The organism is Brakhagea slesvicensis (genome assembly GCF_052161625.1).
Lineage (GTDB): Bacteria > Planctomycetota > Planctomycetia > Pirellulales > Pirellulaceae > JBKCUI01.
This window is the reverse complement of sequence record NZ_CP197412.1, coordinates 1,048,279-1,071,226: the sequence shown is the minus strand read 5'-3', so window position 1 is coordinate 1,071,226 and position 22,948 is coordinate 1,048,279. Positions and strand designations below refer to the sequence as shown.

The following is a 22,948-nucleotide window of genomic DNA, read 5'->3' as shown; positions in this document are numbered from 1 at the left end:
TGCATGGAGAAGAACATGCGTTGGATATTCTCGGTCTGCTGGAGCCTGGGGCTACTCGTCGCAATGGTTCTATGTATCGATCCATTCTCGCTCGAGGCAAACCAGGAACCCCGTTCGGAAGAAGTGGCCTATCAAGGGCCTGCATCGGTAAAAGAGGCGCGATCGCGGGCGCTCTTGATGTACGAGTTGATCAATGGTTCGTTGCAAGTCATGCACCGCGATCTGTTCGACGACGAGGAACCTTCCGCCATTCCATCTTCTTCGTTGGATGACGTCTTTGTCGAGATGAAGAAGAGTTTCGGTGTTGAGTTGCGTTGGCTGACCGTCGACGCAGACGTGGTGAATGTGGATCATCAAGCGAAGACAGAGTTCGAGAAGAAGGCGGTCGGAGAGTTGGCTAAAGGAAGTCGCTATTCAGAAAACGTTGGAGAGGATCTATACCAGTTTGCTGGCCCGATCCGATTAGCCTCCCAATGTTTGAAATGCCATGTAAAGAATCGGACGAACACTAATCCGCGTACCTCAGGACTCGTAATCTCGATCCCGCTGCCTAAGAGGGATTAACCGCAGAGATCACGGAGGGGCGCGGAGGCAAGACGGGCAGAGATTAATGAGATCACAGACCAGATAAACGATTCGGGGAAGAAGGGTCATACTATGCTGGGGCCTCCATTCCCGAGGCTCCTCCTCCGATCCCCAACCCAATCCATTGCGAGCTTGGCGCCGTGGCGCGACACTCTCTTCGGATCTGAGCTAGTAAAGAGTTTCTCGCCACGGCGCAAAGGCGCAATGAAAAGGCGGGTTGACTTGCGTTTAGATCGAATGAGGGGGAGGCAAAGATGAGGTTCCGGGTCGGATTCAATCAGGTCGGACTTTCGATTCGTGACGCTCCTCCTCCGATTCCAAGCCCAATCCCTTGCGAGCTTGGCGCCGTGGCGCGACTCTCTTCGGATCTGGGCTAGTAAAGAATTTCTCGCCACGGCGCTAAGGCGCGAAGAAGGGAACCGAATGCAAGGGGAGGCGAGCATTCTATTGACGCGTTGGAAGGCACGCATTGTCAACATCGGCTAGGAATCAACTCCGCGATCCTCCGTGTCCTCCGCGGTTAGTCTCCCCGGACCTCAAACAAAAAGGAGGCTTCGAGCGGCGAACGATGGTTATTAGCCTAGCGGGCCACTCCGTGGATAGGCAATCGCGAGGGGGACATATACGTCTGTCGGCTGACCACTACCATCACTGGGTGGAGTCGATTGGCAGCCTTCTGCGAAGAATAATCGCTCGGCAGCCACGCCATGACACAATTGTGATCCCCAGTAAGAGAATCACTTGCGCGATCAGAAACGGCGGTTCAGTCTGGGTGGGAGCCAGAGACCGCAAGGCCGAGATCTTTTGAAAGCTTTGGACGATAAACACCACACAATTCAAATACAACGTTGCCAACGCAGACATCAAATACGCGAAATGCCAACGACTGTGCGAATCTGCTTTTCGGACTGCCACTCCTGCCAAGATTAGCAGGAGTATGGTCAGTAATCCGAATGCAATTCCCGGCGTGAATCGCACAATGGGGAAAGCAAAACCGGACAAGGTCGTAAGGGCCGTAAAGAGAAAATACGCTGCAACGCGCTTTGTTCGATTATGGCCAGCGATAATCGACTGCGTTGCTGGGGTTCCAAGAGCAATTGCGACCAAACTAATAACTACGTGGAAAATGGTTAGTAGAAGAATTAAGCTCATATCCGTCTCCTGTTTTGTAATGGGAGGAATAAATAAATAATTCAGGCTAGAATAGTCCGGGTGAACCATTCATAACCATCGTTTGCCCAGACATCCATCGCGAGTCGTCGGAGGCAAGAAACACGACTCCATCTGCAATGTCTTCAGGCAAGCCAATCTTCCCGAGATTTGGAATCTCCATGACGCTATCCATAACCAAGCCTGCTTGCTTGGTTCCTTCCGTAGCGATCAGGCCGGGATTTACGGAATTGACACGAATGTTTCTTGCAGCCAATTCTTTAGCAAAGGTTCGCGTAAGACTATCGACAGCCGCCTTGGTTGAGTTATAGACTGACATGTGAGGCGGTGAAAGCGTGCTAACGATGGAACTCACATTAACGATGACGCTCTTGTCAGGCATGATCTTGACTGCCGTTTGTGTGGCCAATATTAATCCAAGCACGTTTATATTGAACTGCCTATGGAAATTTTCAGCAGTGATTTGACCGAGTGAGGCGGGCAGGTAGGTCCCAGCGTTGTTGACGAGTATGTCGAGTCTTCCAAATTGCTCACGGCATTGGCCAAAAAGTCGATCGCAGTCGGCTTGCTCCGAGATATCTCCCTGAACTGCCGTGGCTGTTCCCCCCTGTGATTGAATCTGTTTGACCACACGATCCGCATCGTTGCTGCTTTTGGTGAAATTAACGACAACGCTCGCGCCTTCCGCTGCAATCTTTAGGGCAATGGCCGCACCAATACCCTTCGATGAACCGGTAACGAGCGCAACCTTGTTTTCAAATCTTTTCTTCATAAATCTTCATCGACAAAACGAAGGTTCACCGCCAACCGTGACTCGCTTGACACTCGAATTGGCAGCTTCTACACTTACTAAGCGGAGAGAGCTAACACAGCGATCCCATTGGTGATTACTTTGTGGAAGGGCATCAGCCATAGCACCAGGAAACACTACCGCAGTTCTTCAGTCTCACCTGGATCACTTGAGGCAGTCCGGCGCGAGCAGCGAGTTTCCGGAGCCACTTCGAGCATTGATAGATCAGTCCGTCAGCCGGTTAGTTCGTTTGTGTACCAACAGCTTGTATCGCAAGTACCCAAGGTTGACTCGGGCACCATTGAATTTACAGGCTGAAGAACTCTTGAGTGCGGTCGTCGAGCGACTTTTGAAATCGCTCCGAGAAGTGCGGCCGACTTCCGTACGCCAGTTCTTCGGCATCGCGAATCAACATATTCGATGGCAACTCAATGAGTTTGCAAGATCCATCGCCAACCGAGAGTTGCAACCAACGTTCGATGCAGAGCTGCAAGTCGCCGGTGATTCAACAGGCTCTCAGCTTTCCGACACTTGTAAACGTATTCTGGCGGCGATTGATGAATTGCCGATAGAGCAACAGGAAGCGTTCGACTTGGTGAGAATTCAAGGATTGAGTGTGGCTGAGTGCGCCGAAATCTTAGAGGTTTCGGAAATGACCGTTCGTCGGCGAATACATCGTGCGCTTACCATCTTATCAACGAAGATCGACTTGCCAGCTCGACCCGACCGTGCGTAGCCAAAAGGCGTCATTTTAATGCCAAAAGACTCCAGCTCGCAGGACGATTTGATTCTTGAGATAGTCGATGCTATCTGCGAATCGAAGCTTTCGTTGGAAGACGCTTGCATTCAGTATCCGGAGCATGCAAATAGCCTGAGGACGCGTTTGCGGAATATTCGTAAGATGGAGACGGAGTTGGATCGCTGGCTGCCCGTCCATCCTCAATCGAGTGGTCCACCACCGGCGTTGCGAATTCCAGGCTATGAGATACTCGAGCTGATTGGCCTCGGTGGGATGGGCGCGGTCTATAAAGCCTGCCAGAAGAGCCTAAATAGAATTGTTGCCATTAAGACGCTGCACGCCGCGTCTATGGCCACGACAATGGAGCGAGCCAGATTTGCACGCGAAGCGGAAGCTGTGGCTGCGGTTGATCATCCAAGTGTGGTTAAAGTCTTCGAGTTCGGTGAGTGCTCTGGAACTCCTTACTTCACCATGGAGTACGTTTTAGGATCAACGCTCGAAGCCAAGCTTGTCCCCGGCCCTCTGCCAGCACGTCAGGCCGCCCAGTTAGTAAGTCAACTTGCGAAAGCAGTTCATTTCGCTCACCAGCAGGGAGTGATACATCGGGATATCAAGCCATCCAATGTGCTGCTAACAGAAACGGGAGAAGCAAAGCTGTCCGACTTTGGATTGGCGCGATTGTCTAGGCATAATGACAGCCTTACGCAAGCGGGGACTGCAATTGGTACACCGCGATACATGTCTCCTGAACAAGCACGCGGCGATTCGGAATGTATTGGAGTTTCAACTGATATCTACTCACTGGGTGCGGTTCTCTTTGCAGCACTTACATCTCGGCCTCCTTTTCTGGCCAATTCCAACGCGGAGATTTTATCTCTTGTACTTTACTCCGAGCCCGTTTCCCCGTCGGTACTCGTTCCTAAAGTGCCCAAAGAGCTAAGCGCCATCTGTGTCCAGTGTTTACGCAAGGTACCAAACGAACGATATCAATCGGCAGCTCTTTTGGCTGATGACTTGGACCGATTTCTGGATGGCCGAGCCACTATAGCCCAACCTGATACGGTACTCTCCAGCTTCGTTCGGTGCGCAAAAAGAAACCCAGGGCGTAGTCTGACAGTATGCTTGCTGACGATAGCCGTAGTACTTGTTGTCGCCATGCAAATTCAACTTGCTGTGGACCGTTCGGAATGGAATGCGAGAAAGCGAGAGGAAGCCACGAGGATTGCAGCGAGGGCGGAAGCATTTCTAACTGAGGCGACGTTAGCACTCGAAGCTGGAAAGTGGCAAGACGCTGCGAGGCAGACGACAAGTGCCCAGTCGTTAACAAACTCCGCGAATAGCGTTTTAAGCCAAGAGTTTCTTTCAATTTCCAAATGGTCGAAACTCGGAAGCGACTTGGAGGCTGTGCGATTGAACGCTCTCGACGTAGGAAATGAGCAGCTGGACCTTACGAAAGCGCATGACCAATACCGCAGTCTATTTCACGTCATTGGATTAGAGACGCTTGAAGGTGATCATGCACGACTGGTCCGTCACATTCAATCCTCTCCCATTGCGCTAACGCTAGTCGGTGCGCTGGACCATTGGTCAACGTGCGCCCCTGGTAAAGAAAATGTTCAGTGGTTAGAAGAACTGGCCATGGCGATTAATACGCGAACTCGTGATTGGCGTATCGCTGCGCGTTCACCTGCCATATTTGAAGATCATTCTGCTCTGGAGCGAATGCTGGAGAGTGCACCGCCCAGCAGAATCGCCGTCCCCTATTTGATGTCAATCGAGGTACGCCAAGCTTGCTCAGAGGAGTCGCGACTACGGTTCTTAAAAGCAGTCCAACGGTTTGCACCGCACGATTTTTGGATCAACCTGAGATTAGCCAATACGTTGATGTATTTTGGCAAACCCCAAGAGGCGATAGGCTACTATCGGGCCGCTGAAGCAATTCGGTCAGACGCGTCTATCGTTCACAATAATTTGGCTGTCGGATTATCGACACTCAAACACTACGACGAGGCCGTCTCCCACTTCAAGCGAGCGATCGATTTGGAACCAGGCATGGAATCGATTCGCGTGCGTTTGCTAGAGACTCTTTCTGAATCGGGACGCCACGCGGAACTCCTTGAGCAGTTACCGACACTCCGCGAGCGTCTACCAACGGACGCACATCTCTTTACCCTACAAGGCATTAGTCGTGAAGCGATTGGGGAAGTTCGGTTAGCAATCCTTTCGCACGCTGCAGCCCAAGAAATCGACCCATTCAACAAACGGGTCAATCGCGAATACCGCAATTGCCTGATTCGGGATAATCAGCACAACCGAGCCTCGGAGGTCTGGGAAAAGTCATTGGGTGAGGACTATAAACACGCAGATTGTTACGGGCTGGCTGAACTGTATTTGTTTTTGGGCAATACAGTAGCATATGAGCGGCAAAGGCAAGCACTCTTGAAGCGATTCTCGCAATCCACCAACGCATACGAAGCTGAGAGGATAGCACGTGCATGCCTCTTGCTTCCATGCTCATCGACTGACTTGTCCGCGATAGAATCGCTCGCAAATCATGCAACCAAGCTCAACAGACAGTCGGCGGGCGGCACTTATCCACATTTTCAGTTTGTCAAAGCGCTGCTACTTTTTCGGCAGGCGGAGCACGCCCAGGCCGAAGCCATTCTCGCGGGTGATGCCGTGCAAGTACTTGGACCAGTCCCGAAGCTTATTCGTTCCATGATCGCTGCCAAACAAAAAGCGTCGGAGAGAAGTCGTAATTTGTTCGATGAAGCCGTTGCAGAATATGACTGGTCTGTCGAGAAAGCTCGCGACCAGGACGCATGGATCTGTCATGTCTTCAAACATCAGACCGAATCATTGATCAGAATGCGCGAATCATTTGCGGAGATCGCTGAGTAGTGCGGAGGGGAGAGCAATGGGGATCAATGAGGTCACGGGGCAAATTATCGATGCGGGGAAGAAGGGTCATACTATGCTGGGGCCTCCATTCCCGAGGCTCCTCCTCCGATTCCCAACCCAATCCATTGCGAGCTTGGCGCCTTGGCGCGACACTCTCTTCGGATCTGAGCTAGTAAAGAGTTTCTCGCCACGGCGCAAAGGCGCAAAGAAAAGGCGGGTTGACTTGCGATTAGATCGAATGAGGGGGAGGCAAAGATGAGGTTCCGGGTCGGATTCAATCAGGTCGGACTTTCGATTCGTGACGTTCCTCCTCCGATTCCAAGCCCAATCCCTTGCGAGCTTGGCGCCGTGGCGCGACACTCTTCGGATCTGGGCTAGTAAAGAATTTCTCGCCACGGCGCTATGGCGCGAAGATGAAAGGACGGGAGATTCCATTTCTTGCGCGAGGTTGATAAAATGCGCGAGTCCCGAAAACGACGCCTTTATTAAGCACGCCCAACATGTTAGCAAAACTACAGACCTATTCCCTGCTGGGAATCGAGGCCTTGCCCGTTGAGGTAGAGGTCGATCTTTCAACAGCCGCTTTGCCAAAGACCATTCTCGTCGGTCTCCCCGAACAAGCGGTGAAGGAAAGCACGCACCGCGTTGAGCGGGCGATGGTCAACGCGGGCTTTCGTATCCCTCATGATCGCCTTGTTATCAACCTTGCACCAGCCGAATTGCCCAAGCAAGCTTCCAGTTTCGATCTGCCCATTTCGTTAGGCATTCTCGCCGTCTCCAATCAGCTTCAGTCGAGCCTCTTAGGGGAGTATGCCGCGGTGGGAGAGCTTTCTCTGGAAGGTCAAATGCGTCGCGTGAAAGGGGTTCTCTCGATGGCGATGGCGGCGTCCAAGCAACCTGGCATCAAAGGGATGATCGTTCCTGCGGAGAATGCGCAAGAAGCAGCTGTCGTCGAATCGCTTGAAATCATCCCAGTCCATTCGCTCCAAGAAGCCGTTGGTTTCTTTCGCGGGGAGTTGACGATTGAGCCGGTTCCTTCGAAATTGAACGAGATCTTTGAAGCCTTTTCGAAATACGAAGTCGACTATAGCGATGTCCGTGGCCAAGAAATGGCCAAACGCGCGCTCACCATCGCTGCCGCAGGAAACCATAACCTGCTGATGCTTGGCCCACCTGGGTCGGGGAAGACGATGCTCGCTAAACGATTGCCGACTATTTTACCCACGTTGTCGGCGAGCGAATCGATTGAAACCACCCGTATCTATTCAGCATTGGGAAGACTAAGGACCGGACAAGCGTTGATGGCCCAACGTCCCTTCCGTTCCCCGCATCACACGATTAGCGATGCTGGGCTGGTCGGCGGGGGAAGTCCGCCCGCGCCAGGCGAGGTCTCGTTGGCCAACCATGGGGTCCTCTTCTTGGATGAATTGCCCGAGTTCAACCGAAAGACACTCGAAGTCATGCGACAGCCGCTTGAGGATCGCATTGTTACCATCTCGCGCGCAATGCGAAGCACAACTTTTCCTGCTGACTTTATGCTGGTAGCCGCCTTGAATCCTTGCCCATGCGGTTATCGAACCGATCCGCGTCGCAGCTGCTCATGCACGGCGCCTCAAATCGAACGCTACATGGGGCGCATCAGCGGCCCACTCTTGGATCGAATCGATATCCATATCGAAGTTCCTGCGGTCTCCTTCAGCGAACTATCCGGCGGACCTCCAGGTACCAGCAGTGAAACGATTCGTCAGGAAGTGATGCAAGCCCGCGAAGTACAAACCAATCGATTCGCCGCTTCTTCCACTCGGACCAATGCGCAAATGTCTAGCCGAGAACTACGTGAGTATTGTCCACTCGGTAAACAACAAACCTCGCGACTGCGCGATGCAGTGACTGAGATGGGGCTTTCCGCCCGCGCTCACGATAAGATCTTGCGCGTCGCACGCACCATCGCCGATCTAGAATCAAGCAGTTCGATCGAAACGCACCACATCGAAGAGGCGATCAATTTTCGGATGTTGGATCGCGATATCTTTCACTAGCTCCCCGGGAGTAGGGCTTGGGGATAATGCACTCCCCAAGCTACGACCTTAATTCCCAGATTGGAGCATGTTCTCCAATGCGTTTTCAATGATCCGGCAGCTGACGATGAAGCTCGCCTCATGTTCGTTTGGAACAATCAAGTGCGCCGAAGTCCGGCTCGGTTCAATCCATTCTTCGTGCATCGGTCGCGCAGAACCACGGTATTGATCGATCACGGACTGAAGAGATCGCCCACGCTCTGTGGTGTCCCTAACAATACGACGGAGGATTCGTTCGTCGGATGGGGCGTCGATATAGATCCGCCAATCGATTAACTCTCGAATGACGGGAATCGCCAGCAAGAGAATTCCTTCGACCAAGATAATCGGCTTGGAAAAAACCACGTTCCAGTCAGGTAACCGTCGGTGCGTTTTAAAGCAATAGACGGGTCGCTCGACCTCTTCACCATTTCTCAATTGAAGCAGATGCGCTGCGAAAAGCTGATTGTCGATGGAGTCAGGGTGGTCCCAGTTATGGGTTTCCCTAAGCACAGCGGGCAAGCGTTCTTGGCTGTGATAGTAGTGGTCGTGCGGGAGAACAGAGATCGATTCTTTCAGCGGACCGCTGAGCAAGCGATCGACCATCGTCGACTTGCCCGATCCCGATCCCCCTGCGATACCAACAACCAGTTGCCGCTGTGCCATGAGCGACGGTTAGCGATCGAAGAATTTGCGGAAGCTGTAGACCGTCGCGGCTCGTCCTGCGCGCGCAATCGAAGTGGTGAGTGGAATCTGCTTTGGGCAAACAGCCACACAGTTTTGTGCATTCCCGCAGGCTTGCACCCCACCAGTCCCGGTGAGTGCCTCCATACGCTCGCTCGCTATATTCTTTCCGACAGGATGAGAATTAAAGAGCATGGCCTGGGAGATAGCGTGGGCACCCAAGAAACCTTCGTCGTAAGCCTTTTGCTTGCGGGCTCCAAATGCCTCGTCGGATTCCCCTGGATTTCGTTGCAACTCGATTTTGGTGAATTGCGGGCATGCCTCAAGGCAGCAACCACAGCTCATGCATTGGCTGAGTGGGTAGTTTTGCTCCTGCTCTTCGCGAGAGATGCGAGGACCGGCACCCATGTCAAAGAAGCCATCGACGGGTACCCAAGCCTTAACTCTCTTTAGATTGTGGAAGAGCCGAGACCGGTCGATCATCAAGTCTCTGAGCACTGGGAACTTCGTCATAGGACGGAGTTCGATTTCCTCTGGGTGCTCTTCCAAAAGCCGGTCAACCAACGCGCTGCAGCTTTGACGCACGCGGCCATTGATCACCATCGTGCACGACCCGCAGACTTCTTCCAGGCACCCGCAGTCCCAGGCGACTGGCGTGACTTTCTTTCCGTCCGTCGTTTTGGACTGTGCCGCGATCTTTTGAAGAACACTGATCACGTTCATGTCTGGCTCGTATTCGACTTGATGGCGTTCCCAGTATTGCGGGAGGCCAGGGCCGTCTTGTCGAAGGACACGGACGTTGATCTTAGCGGGCTTTCGCTTGGATGATTCAGTTCCTGGTGCGATCATGATCGTATAGTTTTGGTCTTGGTTATCAGTCTTAATCAGTGGTTCGTTGTCCGACGGTGGTCACCCGTCGAACTGCTGGATTCGCAATTTGGGGGAACAGGATGGTGGTGGGCTCAGGTAGCCGCACCAGCCAATTCCTTCTTTTCGCTAGCCTCTTTCTTGACGCTCCGTTCCTTCCAAACTTGCTCGATCGCTTCTGCCCCCACCAATCCGTAAAGTCTCGGTCGCGGCGCGAGAAGGCGGGTATCGATGTCTTCAAACGAATGGTTCGGTTCGGAGCCGTTCCAAGTACAAACGGTTGTCTTCAGGAACTTTCGGTTGTTGGCTTCGAAATTATCGCACCAGACTTCTGCTTCCTTGCGTCGTTCTTCCGGATCGGTAGCCTTGAGGCTCGGGAGGGAGAACGCTGGCTTGAAGTGAGCGCCCCGGCTTTCGTCTCGCATCAACGCACCCTTGAGGATGCTCAGCGCGACAGGGAACATGTCTTGCACGGCTTTGGTGAAGATCACGTTTTGGTTAGTCCAATTTCCTGTATCACTCAATGAACAGCGTTTCGAACGTTCCTGCATGTCGAGCACTTTAGCGTAGGCGTCCTCGAGTTGCTTGTTTTCTCGTACGACGGTAGCGGCTCGAGTCATCGCGTCGCCCAACTCTTGGTGGAGCAAGTAGGGGTTTTCGTCTCCAGCTTGGTTGGAAAGGAGTCTCTTATGACGATCGTTTGCCGAAGCAACCGCATGTTCAAACAGGCTCTTAGGAAGGTCGCTCGCAGCCTTGTGGTCCTTCATCCAGTTGACGATACCCGGTGCAACGAATAGACCGCTGAAGATGCAGCTCAACAACGAGTTCGCGCCCAGACGATTGGCACCGTGGTACTGGTAATCGCATTCACCGATCGCATAGAGTCCCGGAATGTTGGTGACTTGGTTCTTTGGCGAGCCGGCCAGCAATCCACCAGTCGCGTTGGCTTCGTAGTCGACCCAGAGGCCCCCCATGCTGTAGTGAACAGCGGGGAAGATTTTCATCGGTTCCTCGCGAGGATCGACGCCTTGGAACTTTTCGTAGATCTCAAGGATACCTCCCAGTTTGCGGTCCAACTCGGCGCGAGGGATATGGGTGAGGTCCAAGTAGACGCACATGCGCGTTGGGTCGACGGAGAGACCCTCGTTCACGCAGATGTTGAAAATCTCACGCGTCGCGATATCGCGAGGAACTAGATTCCCATATTTGGGGAATCGTTCTTCGAGGAAGTAATAACGATCGGACTGCGGGATTTCTTTCGGATAACGAGAGTCGTTCGGTTTGCGAGGAACCCAAACGCGGCCCCCTTCACCCCGCGCCGATTCGCTCATCAGTCGGAGCTTATCGGCTCCGGGAATCGCGGTCGGGTGCACTTGAATGAATTCAGGGTTCCCCAGCTTTGCGCCGGCTTGGAAGCATCGGCTTGCAGCGCTGCCGGTGCAGAAAACCGACATCGTGGAACGGCCGAAGACCAGTCCATTTCCGCCAGTCGCTACGATCACCGCATCGGCTGGGAACGAGCGAATCTCCATCGAAACCATATCTTGCGCGACGGCGCCGACACATCGTCCGTTCTCGTCCGTTACAGGTCCAAGGAAATCCCAGAACTCATATTTCTTGACCATTCCTTCGGCTTCGTATCGGCGAACTTGCTCATCGAGAGCGTAAAGGAGTTGTTGCCCGGTCGTTGCTCCTGCGAAAGCGGTTCGTTTGTACAGCGTTCCACCGAAGCGTCGTCGATCGATGAAACCTTCGGGGGTCCTATTGAAGGTGACGCCGAGTCGATCCATCAAGTCGATGACTTTGGGAGCCCAATACGCCATTTCCTTGACCGGAGGCTGGTTTTGCAGGAAGTCACCGCCGTAGATCGTGTCGTCGAAGTGCTTCCACTCGTCGTCGCCCTGTTGGCGAGTCAGATCGTTGACGCTGTTGATCCCGCCTTGGGCGCACACGCTGTGCGAACGCTTTACCGGAGTCAAGCTCAAGAGGTCAACCGGAACACCAAGCTCTGCGAGCTTCATTGTGGCTGCGAGTCCTGCCAGGCCACCACCGACTACCAATACTCGATTTCCCATCGCTCTATCTTTCCAGTACTACGTTGGCTTTGAAATAGGTTATGGATTATTCACTAGAACCGGACTGCTCGAGGCGACGTAACGATCGCTTCGACGAATTAACGCCTTCACCTGGGAAACTCCGCAGGTAGGAAAGACGTTGTCCGCGGACTTATTTCGTGTCCGATGGAACAATCGGCTCAGGCGAAGGTTCGGACGGAGCATGCCCTCCGCTTCGTTTGTGCTCATCCGGTTGGATCATTCTGCCCTTCACGCGGATGTCGTACATTTCATCTTCTTCTATTTTGGCTTCTGCCGCATCGGTGGTCTTGACGGCCACCAAGGAGGCGATACCTGCCGAGCCGATCAGCAATCCAAATAAAGCGCATGCGATACTGGCTCGATGTTGGGCTTTGGGGGTGAGCCATACTCCCCAGGTGATACCTGCGGTCCAAATTCCATTGGCCAAGTGGAACGTACACGCGAGCACACCTAGCAAGTAAAAAATCGGCCAAACGAAGCCGCCGAAGCTATTCATGGCGTCAGCCAAAGAACTGGCTGCGTTGTATGGCTTGAACTGGGCCATGCCAAGTGGTTCGGCAACACTCTTCAACCACCAATCGGCGTGAAACCAACCATGCAGATGAAAGACGTGGGTGAAGATAAAGATGATTGCGATGTAGCCGGTAATACGTTGCCAAGTGTAGCGGTAGTTGTGACCCAGGCGATATTGTTGCGAATTGGAGCGTCCGGTTTGAGCGATCCAAACTCCAACGATAGCATGAAACAAGATAGGTCCGAAAATAAACAACCATTCGACGAGGGGCAGGAAGGGAATCGAATGGATCGTGAAGACATTGTTCTGGAAGACCGCAGGACCCGCCAAAAGGCTTGCGTTGGTGATCAAGTGCACACACATGTACGCCCCAACGGGTACCAATCCGCTGAGGGAGTGGAGCCGGCGGATCAGGAACTCGTGGCGCAAGAAAAACGACGAGGCAGAGCTGTTCGAGGTCATGCTAATCTTGGTGACAACGGGTGGATGGGCATCGGCTGCCCTGGAAGCAGTCCGATTCGGAGCGGGAGCTGGGAAAGGGGGCTGACTCGGGTTGTTCAGGCGAACAATCGTGTGCGCCGCTCCATCGGAGACTACTGTAGAGAATCTCGCCGTTTTAACCAGTGCACCCTCTCTAGAAGCTCAGGTTTTTCCGATCCCTACGCGAATGGTCCAATGCCTCGTTTAATTGGTGCGACCGATAGAATCGGTCGACCCTTTCCCTGCAACCGGAGACTGCGGGTTAGGAGGGGGGAAACATTCGACTCAAAAATGAGCTTTTCGTTGACAGTGCCGATTTTACCGAACTATACTCGATCCCCAGCGGGTCAGATTTTCCCGCACGGCACTGCACACATTTCGCTCCGTTCGGTGGGCTTGCCGTCTTGTGTTTCCCCCTTGTCGCATCTCTTCGCTGCGGTGACACGATGACGTTTTTGGGTCGAGTTTTTACACTGATCATCCTGGTCTCCAGTGCCTCGTTTTTCGTGGCTGCTTTGCTTGCGAACGCATCCCACATGGACTACCGCGAAAAGTTGACTCGATTCCGTACGGAGAACGAGCAATTGAAAGCGACGGTCAATGCGACCAAGGCCGCGGCCGAGAAACTACAAACCAGCTTGGCCCAAGAGCAAATCGCGCGGCGGGCCGCACTTTCTGCTCTCCAATCCCAGCTTGATAGCCAAAATCAACAGCTTGCTGCAGCGAACCGCCAGTTGAGCGATTTGAATGCCGTCAACACCATGAAGAACCAGGAGCATTCGGCAACGGTCGATTTGCTCAAAGCTACTCAAGCTCAAAACGACACTCTTCGAACGGAAATCGATAAGGTGATTGCAGATCGAAACTCCGTTCGCAAATCGGTGATCAACCTTACCGACATGCTGAACTCGCTTAAGAGTGTCGAGACTGACCTTCGAGACCAGTTGAAGCAACTGCAAGATCAATCGACGCTTTACGAAGCTCTCGCGATCACCCGCGGTGAAGCACTCCAGCAAGCAGGAATTGTGGATGTGCAAGACATGCCACCAGCCGATTTGCGAGGTGAGGTACTAGCTGTCAACAACACCAACCTTGTCGAAGTTTCGCTCGGACGCGACGATGGACTTCGCGAAGGCCACACGTTGGACGTCTTCCGTGGCGCTCAATATCTTGGTCGAATCGAAATCACGAAAACACAAGAGGATAAAGCCATCGGCAAAGTGCTAGCTTCATTCCGAAAAGGCTACATCCAAGCTGGCGACAAAGTTGCCTCGAAGCTTCAGTAGTTTTTGGTTTCCCGGTGGGCCGACCCGCCGCCGATTTCCATCCCACAAATCCACTTGTCCTTCTATCCCCCCGACATGCCACGCTACAAAGCGTGCGGATCGGTCACCGAGAGCAAACGAATATGTCGACCCAGAAGCATCCCATGTCGATCTACACCGTGATGTTGATCCTCGCGATGATCTTCATGTTTCTCGCAAATCTGCTGATGTTCGCCGAGTATTTTCGCTGGCGGGATACTGGGAGCAGCCCTGGTGCTTTCGTGAGCAGTCCATCCACCCTGGCATAATCACGACTGCCTGACAACGGCTGTGTGCAAATGGCAGCCTGCAAACGCCTTCCGAATATTGAAGAGGCCCTGCGATCGACTCGGAGGGCCTTTTTGCATGCATTCGCTTCTCTCGGTTTGCTATTGATATTCCCCCGACCTTTAGCCTATTTACCTAAAAAGTCGCAGAAAACTACTCTGGCAAGAAGCCTTCAAAGAGGTCATGGGCAAACGAATCCAACGGACGGTGGAACCGATTCAGCTTGACGTCGATTGGCTCCTTGGGAAACGAGCGGATCCAAGGCTTCGTTTGCATGCGCGCCGAACCTGGCTTTCACGGCTGCCGATGATCTCGATCGGAATTCTCTCCGTTCTTGGCTTAATCGTCGCCTGGCCGGGGCTGTCGAATCGATGGCTGCTCCAAGAATTGCGACGCGCTTTAGCCACCTCAAACGGCATCGATGAATCGCTGGGATTGATCGTTGCCCTCAATGAGTTAGGTGCGACCAGCACCAAGGCCATGGTCGAGCAACTCGATAGCGATGAGCCGCAGCATCGACTCGCCGCCTACCAATTGCTCCACGACCGGATCCATACAGCGGCGAGCTCTGATGATCGGTTGCAATCCTGCTTGAGCCTGATATCCGAACTGGCAGCTGCCAACCTGTCGTCAAACGATTCGATGCGTCTGAGAGAGCGATTGAGTTTCGCGGTCCTGAGTCGATTGGAGGAATGCGGTTCAAGCGACTCGGTTGAAAAGGCAAAGGCGACCTGCCGGTCTATCTTAGCCTTGCAGTCCTCTCCCGCGAACGATGCAACCCGTTCCATTCCTCCGGTATCCGGTCCGCGGATCGAAGACGTTGCGGCGATGTCGCCCGGTGAGAATGCGAACGGAACGAAAGTTCAATCAAAAGTAGTATCCGCAGGAGGGGATCGGGACATTCCGCTTCCTCGCTTACCTCAGCCGTCCATTGCAACACCGTTGACGACAACCGTTGCGATATCGTCACCGAAGTCAGTGTCCGGCGTGGAAGATCATGATTCGAAAGTAGACGACGTGAGTTCAGCGGCTTCGAACCCTTTGCGGGGCGCACAAGTCATGTTGGTGTCGAGTGAGGCGACCTCAAGTTCTTCGGGCGAGTCGTATTCGCAGCGTGCGGATGGGATGGACTTGGCCGGCCTCGAAAGCTTGTCGCTTGAGAATCTGTTCACGTTATTGAGCAGTACTCAGGAGCGTCGAGTCCGCATGGTTTGCGATGAACTGTTTCGACGGGGAGTGCCAACCGAGATCGTCGAGATTGCGATCGATATGGCTCGCGGCGATTCCCAAGTTCAATTGGATGCGATGGAGCAAGCTGTCCGTGGGAGAACGATCAATCCTGTACCGCTTTTAGCTTGGATGGCTCAAAGCCAAGATCGAAACGTTCGCCATCGTGCGATCACGCTATTGGGAGCGATGCAGGATCGCGACGCGCATCTCAAGCTTCGATCTCTGTTTCAGCGCGAACCGGATAAACAATTGCAGCAAATGATCCAGCAAGCCTTGGTTGCCGGTACTGGGTCGCATCGAGGGAGTGTGCCATGAAGTCTTCGATTGTGCCCATCCGACCGCAGTGTGCGGCGAAACAACTCGTTGCCCTTTCCTTGCTCGTCGGCGGTTTCAACGGTTTATCCCTGTTATCGATCGCATGTGCCCAAGATCAGCACCAGGATCAACAGTCGGGTTCGACCTCGAACGAGTCGATTCGAGTGGTCGAGAGATTCCAACAAGGTCAGGTGCGGTATGTGCACGCGCCCAAGGGGTTGGTGAAATCAGGACCTTCGGACGGGTCTTATGGAACGTCGACGCTTTCTTCCGGAGCACGCGTCGAAGTCTATATGGAAACCTCCAATGGATGGTCTGGGATTCGACCTCCAGATGGAAGTCACAACTGGATCCCTGCTCAATCTGCATTTTTACTGCCGGGGGGGAAGACCGCTGAGATTGTAGAGGAGAATACCGCCGCTTGGATCGGTTCTTCGGATCCGATCGCCAGCGAGTGGAAGTGGCAGACCGCTTTGCTGAAATCGCAAATCGTGCAAGTGTTAGGGGAACAGTCCCAACCCTCAGCGGATGGTACCAAGAGCCTGTGGTATCGCATTGCGCCACCGCAGGGTGAATTTCGATGGATCCGTACCTCTCAACTTTCAGATGCCCCGTCTGGATTGTCGGAACCATCCGTTGCACCTAGTGCTACGGCGAAAAAGGTTGCCGACTCACAAGTGAAGTTGGCATCGTTTTCGGAGCAGTCTAATGGACCGGCTGGAGGTTCGAAGGTTCAGCAGGCGAATGCACAGAGCGTGGATCAAGAGGCTGGAAATGGAGAAATGGTTTGGAGCAATGAAGCAGATGCGATAGCAGAAGCGGAAAGGCTGATTCGAGAAGAGCAATCCATCGCGATGCAGGGGGCTCCGGATGAAAGCGTCCTGGTTCCCGACGAACAGGGAATTGTGCCGTTGGGGTCGGTGGAGGCATCGATGACACCTCAGCAGCTAGTCAAAGCGAAGCGACATCAAGCAGCTCAGCATCAAGTCGATTCCTTCAAGCATTGGGACGCATTGCAGTCGACCGATCCCAAGTTGCGAATGAAGCCGTTGGCGAGCGTTTTGGGGCTGGTGGGGTTTGGGATTGTCGAAGCGGACCGCAAACCGGTTCGCGCGCAGATTGCCACGGAGAATCATCAATTTCGTCAAGGCAATCTTCGATACGATGCGCGCATGGATTCCGTGGGCCCGAGTGGATACGGGCGGCTCGATCGATTACCCAGACCGGGAAGGGGACCGCGGGTCCGCGCACCGTTGGGGAACGATACCTTCGGGGAATTCTCGGACAATGAACCGTCTCGCAGTGAGTCCCCTTACGATGAAAACAAGCCGATGCTCACTCGGTTGTGGACCGCAGACCAGCCATTATTTGGTGGAGAATCAGGCGCCCCGTCGAATTCGGACATGGGGCCAGCGTGGAGTAGCCGAGAGCCGAACTTGGGGGGGCCAGCGATCGCTGCAGCGCCCGAGAGCGAGTGGCATGGTATCGCTCCGAGGATAGATCGGTTGGAAATGGCAGGAGACAGAGCTGCCTCCTCGGGGGAAGCACAAGCCGATTTTCACACGCCTGAGATCCAGTCTGCGATGCTGGAGCTAACCAGGATCGTTTCGCAGCCCACGGAGCGATGGGAATTGGATCGGCTTCGTAGGCAGTGCGAGGATTGGATCGAACGTGGCGATTCCTCGATCGTTCGAGGCGAGGCGAGGTTGCTGCTGGACCGGTTGGACCGATTCGACTCCTTGCGCACCAGAACATTGGGGAGCATGATGGACCCCTCGCGCATCGCAAGCAGTTCGTCGCCTCGAGACGTGATTCCAGCATCCGCGATCGCACCTTCGGTGCCTCCTGCGCCTCCGGCTCAATATCCTTCCGTTCAGTTTGCAGGTCACGCGACAACCCCCAACGGAGGCGGAGCAGCGGCAGGAACTGCTGGGACAGCTGCGATTGGGGCGGGTGATGCTTCGGGTTGGCTAGTGCAAGTGCATGGTAGTTTGCCTGGGCAACCGGAGTATGCCCTGACCGATGATCTTGGCAACGTGGTAACCTATGTACAGTCAACCGCGGCGTTGAATCTTCGGCGGTACCTGCAGCAGCCGGTCGTGGTTCGCGGGCAACGAGGCTACATTCCATCCTTGGCGGCCAGACAAATCGTAGCGGAGAGTATTTCTCGATTGCGATAGCGACACGTCGTGATTCAAGCTCGAGTGTACCCGATTTCATCCAGACCGAACTTCCTCCTTTCCCACGCACTCCGGCGATTGCCTCTATGCGATTTGTACTTTTTCTTTTCTTGGCAGTCGGTGGTGCGGGCTTGGACCTGTGGACAAAGCATCAGGTGTTCCGTTGGAAAGGGCTTCCTGGTGAGCAAGAACCTTATTGGATTGTCGAGCCCTTTGTTGGAATTGAGACCGCGGTGAATATGGGCGCCTTGTTTGGGCTTGGGCAAGGCATGGGCTGGTTGTTTTCTTCCTTGTCAATCGTGGCGGCCATTGGGATTATTTATTGGCTCTTTGTGCTCCAGGCGAGTCGTTCGCTTTGGCTTACGGTAGCGATGGGGCTGGTGATGGGAGGGATTTTCGGGAATCTTTACGACCGCTTAGCGATACCCGATTTACCATCCCCATGGGCTGGAGGAGTACGCGATTGGATATTGTTTCGTTATGGCGATTACGTGTGGCCAAACTTCAATATTGCTGACAGCGTCCTCGTCATCGGGGCCGTTATGTTAGCGGTCTATTCCTTTCGGCAAGAGCTGCCAGCGGCAAACGTCGACGCTGTTTCGAGGACAGAACCTGACGGCGAAGTTCAAAGTTCCTAACCGGAACGTTGCATAGCTTGAAAAAAACCGAGCATCCAAAGATTGTCCATTTTTGTGTTTTCGCGGCACAACGAGGGGAATAATGACGGTGAAACTGTGCCGCAAAGGCACAGTTGACAGGCAGTGAAACTGGATGCTCACGTTCAAGCCGTTTAAGGTGCATGATGCGATTGAAAAAACGTGATTGAGTTTTGGCATGCGGTCGAACAACTCATTACACTTGGCATTCGTTCTAACCTTTGTTCTCGAATCATTTCCTCTTCAGATGAACTTAAGTCGCACTATTGATGAGCGAGACTAGAATCCGTGCCGGCACCCGATTGCTCTTCACCCCGATCCCACGGGATTTTTTGGAATCGACTCGCATGGCCATTGGAAGGGTGTGCGAGGAAATCGCGTCAATTGAAGACGCCTATCTGGTTCGATGCAGCCTTCCGGAAGAGTCGAAGGTCCGGTTGGTGCTTGTTCTCGTGGTACCAAACAAAGCCGAGCATGCTTTGGTCGCTAAGAGATTGATCGACTGGTTAAGCGACATCACATGGGAAGAAACCTTGATCGATGTATTGCCAGTCGATGGGGGGGCGATTCCTCCGGCAGTCCTTCAAGTTGGAACGCGTCTCAAAGGGATGTAATCCTTTGGGTTACCGGTATCGATGAGAAATGTGGATCTCTGATTCCACGGAAGAAGGAGATTGATCTTGCATTTACTGCACGGACAGCACGAAAAGAGTACGGGAGCTTGACATGAGTACGGAGCCTGAAAAGATGGCGATTCCCCCTCGCATCGAACGACCTGACCCTGCCCTTTTGACCTACTACATTCTTTGTAGTTTCTTGAGTTTTGTCGGTGTCGTTTTGGTGCTCCCGCTCATGTGGGTTCGCTATAGCACTCTTCGATATCAGTTGGAGCCGACGGGCATTCGCATGCAGGTAGGGTGGATGTTTCGCAGGGAAGTGGTCGTTGCGTTTCGACGCATTCAAGATATTCAGATCTCGAGCAATGTGATTCAGCGTTGGCTTGGCATTTACTCGGTGAGCATTCAGACTGCGTCCGGGAATGCGATGCCTGAAATCGTGATCGAGGGAGTGCGCGAGCCGGAGGCGGTGAGGGATTGGCTATATGCGAGAACGAGAGGAGCAAGTATTGAAAGAAAGCGAGGTGCGTTGATGCACGAAGGCGTTGCGGCATCTGCATCGCGCGATGAAGCCTTGCAAATACTGCGAGAGATACGGAATTCACTCGACGCCATCGCAGACGGAATGCAGGTACCGGGGAGTAAGGCGGGCGGATCATGAAAGAAACGGGTGCTGTGCACGGAGCGTGTGAATGGTGTTACCGCGGTGTGTGGGCCGTGTTGACCAGTTGGTTTTGTTTACCGCGCAAGCCGAATCAGATTGAGTTTGGGGATGGGCATTCGGTGGTTGTTATGCGTCCATCGGAAGCCTTTTTGAAGTATCGAAAGTTTCAGTTTTGGATCGGTTTGGTAGTCATCGACATTATTCTGTGCGGGCTTTGGATTGCGACGATTATCGCAGCACCCTGGATTGGAATTCTGACCGCTCCTCTTTGGATCGCGATCATCGTCCTGCCGGATATCTTGGCATACGTAGCGATCCATTTGCGCTATGACACGACGTGGTACGCGTTATCGGATCGGAGTTTGCGCATTCGGCGGGGCATTTGGACCATTCACGAGACGACGATTACGTTTGCGAACATTCAGAATGTGAATGTAGCGCAAGGACCGCTTCAGAGATGGTTCGGCTTTTCCAACTTGATCGTGTCGACGGCAGGAGGGGGTGGTGCCGAAGCTACTGCGGCGATGGGTGGTCATGTGGGGTTGTTAGAAGGGCTGGAGAACGCGCAGGAGCTAAAAGATCAAATACTTCGTCATAGTCAAATCTCAGCGGGGCTTGGCGACGAGGAAGTAGGAGAGGACCAAGAGTCGGCGGACGGCGGCTCCCTTCTCTCGGCAAATGGAGTCTGGGATAAAGAAGTGGTCGGCTTGCTCCGGGACATTCGCGACGCCGCGACAAGGTGCAGGGAGCGAACGGTGGGTTCCTAGACCGGCTGGTGCCTAGACCCACTTCGCCATCGATGAGGCCCAGAGTTGGAATCCCATCCGTCGATTCCCGTGAAGCATGCCGCAAATGTGCATTTTTGTTCGATGATTCCCGCTAGATTGCTTGACTCTTCTCAAACGCGTTCATAGATTGAAGGGAATCTTTTCTGCGGTTCCATCCACCTTCAAGCGTTTTGAAGGTCGGATAAGTGCCCCTTGGAGAATCTCTGAGTGGTCCAAAAGGCGGCGAATATCCGTTTCCATGCTTCGGCACATCCTGTCGAGCCGACATTCCCGGCCGTTGTGTTACGGGTTGCTGTGTCGTCGTTGGCCAGTAGATGGAAATGGGGGCTGCAGGCTGCGGTTTTCCTTCTGATTGCGATTGCACCGCACGCCGTCTTTGCCTCGTGCGGGGACTATTTGCAGCACCGCGATTTTCAGCACGGCGATCAACTAATTTTTGGTTCCGTCGGAGCTTCGCATGACGATTCATCGGGATCCGAATCGAGCTGCCGCAGTGGTCAGTGCCGTTCCCGTTCGAATGTTCCGATGTTGCCCAATGAGTTTTTGACGAAGTGGAATCGGATGCGGGACCTTTTGGAGTCGACTTGGATCGGCAAGGAAGTAGTCCTGGCTCGCGATCCATTTGGTGTTTTTTTGAGGGACGGACTGCTCCCGTCTAGTGCACTTCTGGAAGTTCCTGTTCCACCTCCGCGCGGTACCGTCTCTTAATTCGTTCCGCGTTCGTTGTCGATGTCGTTTGTTTCCGTAGACGGATCGCATCCGATTCGCCGAGCGACTCTTGGTGGATTTCGCTTTCGTATCGGCTAATCGCCGATTGCAGGAACATTGGATTGCGGTTCTAGCTTCATCCGTGGATGAAGAGTTCTCGTTGCCAGCTCCTCGCGACTGTTGTGCGTGAAAGAAGCGAAAGATCTTAGATGGCTGTATGGACCCTGCGCAGGCTTTGTTTGCGCCCATGCACCGAGTTTCTCACTATTCGTTGCTTTCTTCTGTCGGAGACGTGTCATGAGACGTCATGCAAAAAGTGCATTTACCTTGGTCGAGTTGTTGGTTGTGATTGCCATTATTGGAATTTTAGTTGGTTTGTTGTTGCCGGCAGTTCAAGCGGCCCGCGAAGCGGCCAGGCGGATGCAGTGCTCGAATAATCTGAAGCAATTGGGGTTGTCGATTCACAACTACGAATCGAGCTTCAAGCGTCTTCCATCCGGGAATTTGGGAAGCGCTAATTTTACCACTGGTCTCTCGGTGCATGCTCGTGTGCTTCCTTATATCGAGCAAGCCAACTTGTACCAGTTGGTCGATTACAACGTTGCCCACAACCACGTGGCCAACGATGCGGCTCGCTTGCAAAGCGTGCCTACCTTTATCTGTCCGTCGGATAGTTACACGGGGCTTGCGACGAGCCTCGGTGGGGTGAACAGCTACTACGCAAATTCCGGTACCAACATTTTGGCGGGATCTCCTCCGACCCTTACCAGCGATCCCAATTACGGTATGCCAGCATGCAATGGCCTTTTTTATCGCGACAGCGCGATCAAGTTCGGAGAGGTTTCCGATGGCCTTTCCAACACCATTGCATTTGCTGAAAAGATTGCAGGGGATGGGAGCAACAGCATTGCCACGCCTGTTTCGGATACCTTCAGGCCTGGCACAAACCCAGCGAATGCGGATGAGGCCCTGCGCGATTGCATGGCGATCAATCCACTCGATATCTCCAAGCAAGGTGTATCGATTGTGGGAGCACCTTGGATCCAGGCGTATCATTCCACGACACTCTACTACCACGTCCTTCCTCCAAACACCCGCTCCTGTATGTTCCCCCCCGGACGGATTGCGACGACTGCTGGAAGCCGTCACACCGGAGGCGTAAACGCCTGTGTTGCGGATGGTTCTGTTCGGTTTGTTTCCAGCAATTTGGAGCTCCCGGTCTGGCGAGCGCTCGGCACTCGTAGCGGTGGCGAAACCGTCTCGGAATTCTAAACAAAAAGCTTCACCGAACTGTAGAACTCACTAAAGGGAGAAT

The 22,948-nt window shown here is 53.6% G+C and carries 20 protein-coding genes; 14 read left to right on the top strand and 6 right to left on the bottom strand.

All coding sequences use genetic code 11. The annotated features are described in order from the left end of the window. Positions 1-15 precede the first annotated feature (15 nt). A complete protein-coding gene (locus SH467x_RS04155; RefSeq protein WP_482370033.1) occupies positions 16-564 on the top strand; it encodes a c-type heme family protein in 549 nt (182 codons plus the stop codon). A 669-nt stretch (positions 565-1,233) separates the two neighbouring features. On the opposite strand, the gene SH467x_RS04150 is transcribed toward SH467x_RS04155, so the two are convergent. Continuing rightward, positions 1,234-1,737, bottom strand: coding sequence for a hypothetical protein (locus tag SH467x_RS04150; RefSeq protein ID WP_482370032.1), 504 nt, complete (start codon positions 1,735-1,737; stop codon positions 1,234-1,236). Between the two features lie 46 nt (positions 1,738-1,783). Further along, positions 1,784-2,527: an SDR family NAD(P)-dependent oxidoreductase gene (locus tag SH467x_RS04145; RefSeq protein ID WP_482370031.1), complete on the bottom strand. Its 744-nt coding sequence runs from the start codon at positions 2,525-2,527 to the stop codon at positions 1,784-1,786. Between the two features lie 187 nt (positions 2,528-2,714). Here SH467x_RS04145 and SH467x_RS04140 point away from each other — a divergent pair, with 187 nt between their 5' ends. From SH467x_RS04140 to SH467x_RS04130, 3 genes are all read left to right on the top strand, one after another. Then, positions 2,715-3,281: an RNA polymerase sigma factor gene (locus tag SH467x_RS04140; protein ID WP_482370030.1), complete on the top strand. Its 567-nt coding sequence runs from the start codon at positions 2,715-2,717 to the stop codon at positions 3,279-3,281. Between the two features lie 18 nt (positions 3,282-3,299). After that, entirely contained in the window at positions 3,300-6,185 is a 2,886-nt protein-coding gene (locus SH467x_RS04135) for a protein kinase domain-containing protein (RefSeq protein ID WP_482370029.1), read from the top strand. Between the two features lie 500 nt (positions 6,186-6,685). Next, entirely contained in the window at positions 6,686-8,224 is a 1,539-nt protein-coding gene (locus tag SH467x_RS04130; RefSeq protein ID WP_482370028.1) for a YifB family Mg chelatase-like AAA ATPase, read from the top strand. 48 nt (positions 8,225-8,272) lie between these two features. Here SH467x_RS04130 and udk read toward each other — a convergent pair whose 3' ends face one another. The 4 genes from udk to SH467x_RS04110 all read right to left on the bottom strand — a co-directional run bounded on the left by udk (position 8,273) and on the right by SH467x_RS04110 (position 12,865). Beyond that, on the bottom strand, positions 8,273-8,908 hold the full coding sequence (gene udk / locus SH467x_RS04125) for a uridine kinase (protein WP_482370027.1): 636 nt from the start codon (positions 8,906-8,908) through the stop codon (positions 8,273-8,275). 9 nt (positions 8,909-8,917) lie between these two features. Next, entirely contained in the window at positions 8,918-9,775 is an 858-nt protein-coding gene (gene sdhB, locus SH467x_RS04120; RefSeq protein WP_482370026.1) for a succinate dehydrogenase iron-sulfur subunit, read from the bottom strand. Positions 9,776-9,888: 113 nt separating this feature from the next. After that, on the bottom strand, positions 9,889-11,868 hold the full coding sequence (sdhA, locus tag SH467x_RS04115) for a succinate dehydrogenase flavoprotein subunit (protein WP_482370025.1): 1,980 nt from the start codon (positions 11,866-11,868) through the stop codon (positions 9,889-9,891). A gap of 151 nt (positions 11,869-12,019) precedes the next feature. Further along, positions 12,020-12,865 carry a succinate dehydrogenase cytochrome b558 subunit gene (locus tag SH467x_RS04110; protein WP_482370024.1) on the bottom strand — a complete coding sequence of 282 codons (846 nt, stop codon included), beginning with the start codon at positions 12,863-12,865 and terminating at the stop codon, positions 12,020-12,022. Between the two features lie 464 nt (positions 12,866-13,329). Between SH467x_RS04110 and SH467x_RS04105 the strand changes: the two genes are divergently transcribed. The 10 genes from SH467x_RS04105 to SH467x_RS04060 all read left to right on the top strand — a co-directional run bounded on the left by SH467x_RS04105 (position 13,330) and on the right by SH467x_RS04060 (position 22,905). Then, a complete protein-coding gene (locus SH467x_RS04105) occupies positions 13,330-14,169 on the top strand; it encodes a hypothetical protein (protein WP_482370023.1) in 840 nt (279 codons plus the stop codon). 122 nt (positions 14,170-14,291) lie between these two features. Further along, positions 14,292-14,456 (top strand): hypothetical protein, encoded by a 165-nt coding sequence (locus tag SH467x_RS04100; RefSeq protein ID WP_482370022.1) that lies wholly within the window; start codon positions 14,292-14,294, stop codon positions 14,454-14,456. Between the two features lie 202 nt (positions 14,457-14,658). Further along, positions 14,659-16,020 (top strand): HEAT repeat domain-containing protein, encoded by a 1,362-nt coding sequence (locus tag SH467x_RS04095; RefSeq protein WP_482370021.1) that lies wholly within the window; start codon positions 14,659-14,661, stop codon positions 16,018-16,020. Beyond that, positions 16,017-18,200 (top strand): SH3 domain-containing protein, encoded by a 2,184-nt coding sequence (locus SH467x_RS04090; protein WP_482370020.1) that lies wholly within the window; start codon positions 16,017-16,019, stop codon positions 18,198-18,200. The genes SH467x_RS04095 and SH467x_RS04090 overlap by 4 nt, the downstream gene beginning before the upstream one ends. 86 nt (positions 18,201-18,286) lie before the next feature. Then, entirely contained in the window at positions 18,287-18,838 is a 552-nt protein-coding gene (gene lspA / locus SH467x_RS04085; RefSeq protein ID WP_482370019.1) for a signal peptidase II, read from the top strand. 287 nt (positions 18,839-19,125) lie between these two features. After that, positions 19,126-19,470, top strand: a complete 345-nt coding sequence (locus tag SH467x_RS04080) for a hypothetical protein (protein ID WP_482370018.1) — start codon at positions 19,126-19,128, stop codon at positions 19,468-19,470. Between the two features lie 112 nt (positions 19,471-19,582). Beyond that, complete coding sequence (locus SH467x_RS04075; protein ID WP_482370017.1) at positions 19,583-20,134, top strand: PH domain-containing protein; 552 nt, start codon at positions 19,583-19,585, stop codon at positions 20,132-20,134. Further along, positions 20,131-20,904: a PH domain-containing protein gene (locus SH467x_RS04070; protein WP_482370016.1), complete on the top strand. Its 774-nt coding sequence runs from the start codon at positions 20,131-20,133 to the stop codon at positions 20,902-20,904. Before SH467x_RS04075 ends, SH467x_RS04070 begins: the two co-directional genes overlap by 4 nt. A gap of 228 nt (positions 20,905-21,132) precedes the next feature. Then, a complete protein-coding gene (locus SH467x_RS04065) occupies positions 21,133-21,633 on the top strand; it encodes a hypothetical protein (protein ID WP_482370015.1) in 501 nt (166 codons plus the stop codon). Positions 21,634-21,930: 297 nt separating this feature from the next. After that, the gene (locus SH467x_RS04060) at positions 21,931-22,905 is read left to right on the top strand and encodes a DUF1559 family PulG-like putative transporter (RefSeq protein WP_482370014.1); all 975 of its coding nucleotides are present in this window, start codon (positions 21,931-21,933) and stop codon (positions 22,903-22,905) included. Positions 22,906-22,948 lie beyond the last annotated feature (43 nt).

What these genes read in the sequence shown, in the direction of transcription:
- SH467x_RS04155 (WP_482370033.1), top strand. Translation starts at nt 16, where the DNA reads ATGCGTTGGATATTCTCGGTCTGCTGGAGCCTGGGGCTACTCGTCGCA.
- SH467x_RS04150 (WP_482370032.1), bottom strand. Translation starts at nt 1,737, where the DNA reads ATGAGCTTAATTCTTCTACTAACCATTTTCCACGTAGTTATTAGTTTG.
- SH467x_RS04145 (WP_482370031.1), bottom strand. Translation starts at nt 2,527, where the DNA reads ATGAAGAAAAGATTTGAAAACAAGGTTGCGCTCGTTACCGGTTCATCG.
- SH467x_RS04135 (WP_482370029.1), top strand. Translation starts at nt 3,300, where the DNA reads ATGCCAAAAGACTCCAGCTCGCAGGACGATTTGATTCTTGAGATAGTC.
- SH467x_RS04130 (WP_482370028.1), top strand. Translation starts at nt 6,686, where the DNA reads ATGTTAGCAAAACTACAGACCTATTCCCTGCTGGGAATCGAGGCCTTG.
- udk (WP_482370027.1), bottom strand. Translation starts at nt 8,908, where the DNA reads ATGGCACAGCGGCAACTGGTTGTTGGTATCGCAGGGGGATCGGGATCG.
- sdhB (WP_482370026.1), bottom strand. Translation starts at nt 9,775, where the DNA reads ATGATCGCACCAGGAACTGAATCATCCAAGCGAAAGCCCGCTAAGATC.
- sdhA (WP_482370025.1), bottom strand. Translation starts at nt 11,868, where the DNA reads ATGGGAAATCGAGTATTGGTAGTCGGTGGTGGCCTGGCAGGACTCGCA.
- SH467x_RS04110 (WP_482370024.1), bottom strand. Translation starts at nt 12,865, where the DNA reads ATGACCTCGAACAGCTCTGCCTCGTCGTTTTTCTTGCGCCACGAGTTC.
- SH467x_RS04105 (WP_482370023.1), top strand. Translation starts at nt 13,330, where the DNA reads ATGACGTTTTTGGGTCGAGTTTTTACACTGATCATCCTGGTCTCCAGT.
- SH467x_RS04100 (WP_482370022.1), top strand. Translation starts at nt 14,292, where the DNA reads ATGTCGACCCAGAAGCATCCCATGTCGATCTACACCGTGATGTTGATC.
- SH467x_RS04095 (WP_482370021.1), top strand. Translation starts at nt 14,659, where the DNA reads ATGGGCAAACGAATCCAACGGACGGTGGAACCGATTCAGCTTGACGTC.
- SH467x_RS04090 (WP_482370020.1), top strand. Translation starts at nt 16,017, where the DNA reads ATGAAGTCTTCGATTGTGCCCATCCGACCGCAGTGTGCGGCGAAACAA.
- lspA (WP_482370019.1), top strand. Translation starts at nt 18,287, where the DNA reads ATGCGATTTGTACTTTTTCTTTTCTTGGCAGTCGGTGGTGCGGGCTTG.
- SH467x_RS04080 (WP_482370018.1), top strand. Translation starts at nt 19,126, where the DNA reads ATGAGCGAGACTAGAATCCGTGCCGGCACCCGATTGCTCTTCACCCCG.
- SH467x_RS04075 (WP_482370017.1), top strand. Translation starts at nt 19,583, where the DNA reads ATGAGTACGGAGCCTGAAAAGATGGCGATTCCCCCTCGCATCGAACGA.
- SH467x_RS04070 (WP_482370016.1), top strand. Translation starts at nt 20,131, where the DNA reads ATGAAAGAAACGGGTGCTGTGCACGGAGCGTGTGAATGGTGTTACCGC.
- SH467x_RS04060 (WP_482370014.1), top strand. Translation starts at nt 21,931, where the DNA reads ATGAGACGTCATGCAAAAAGTGCATTTACCTTGGTCGAGTTGTTGGTT.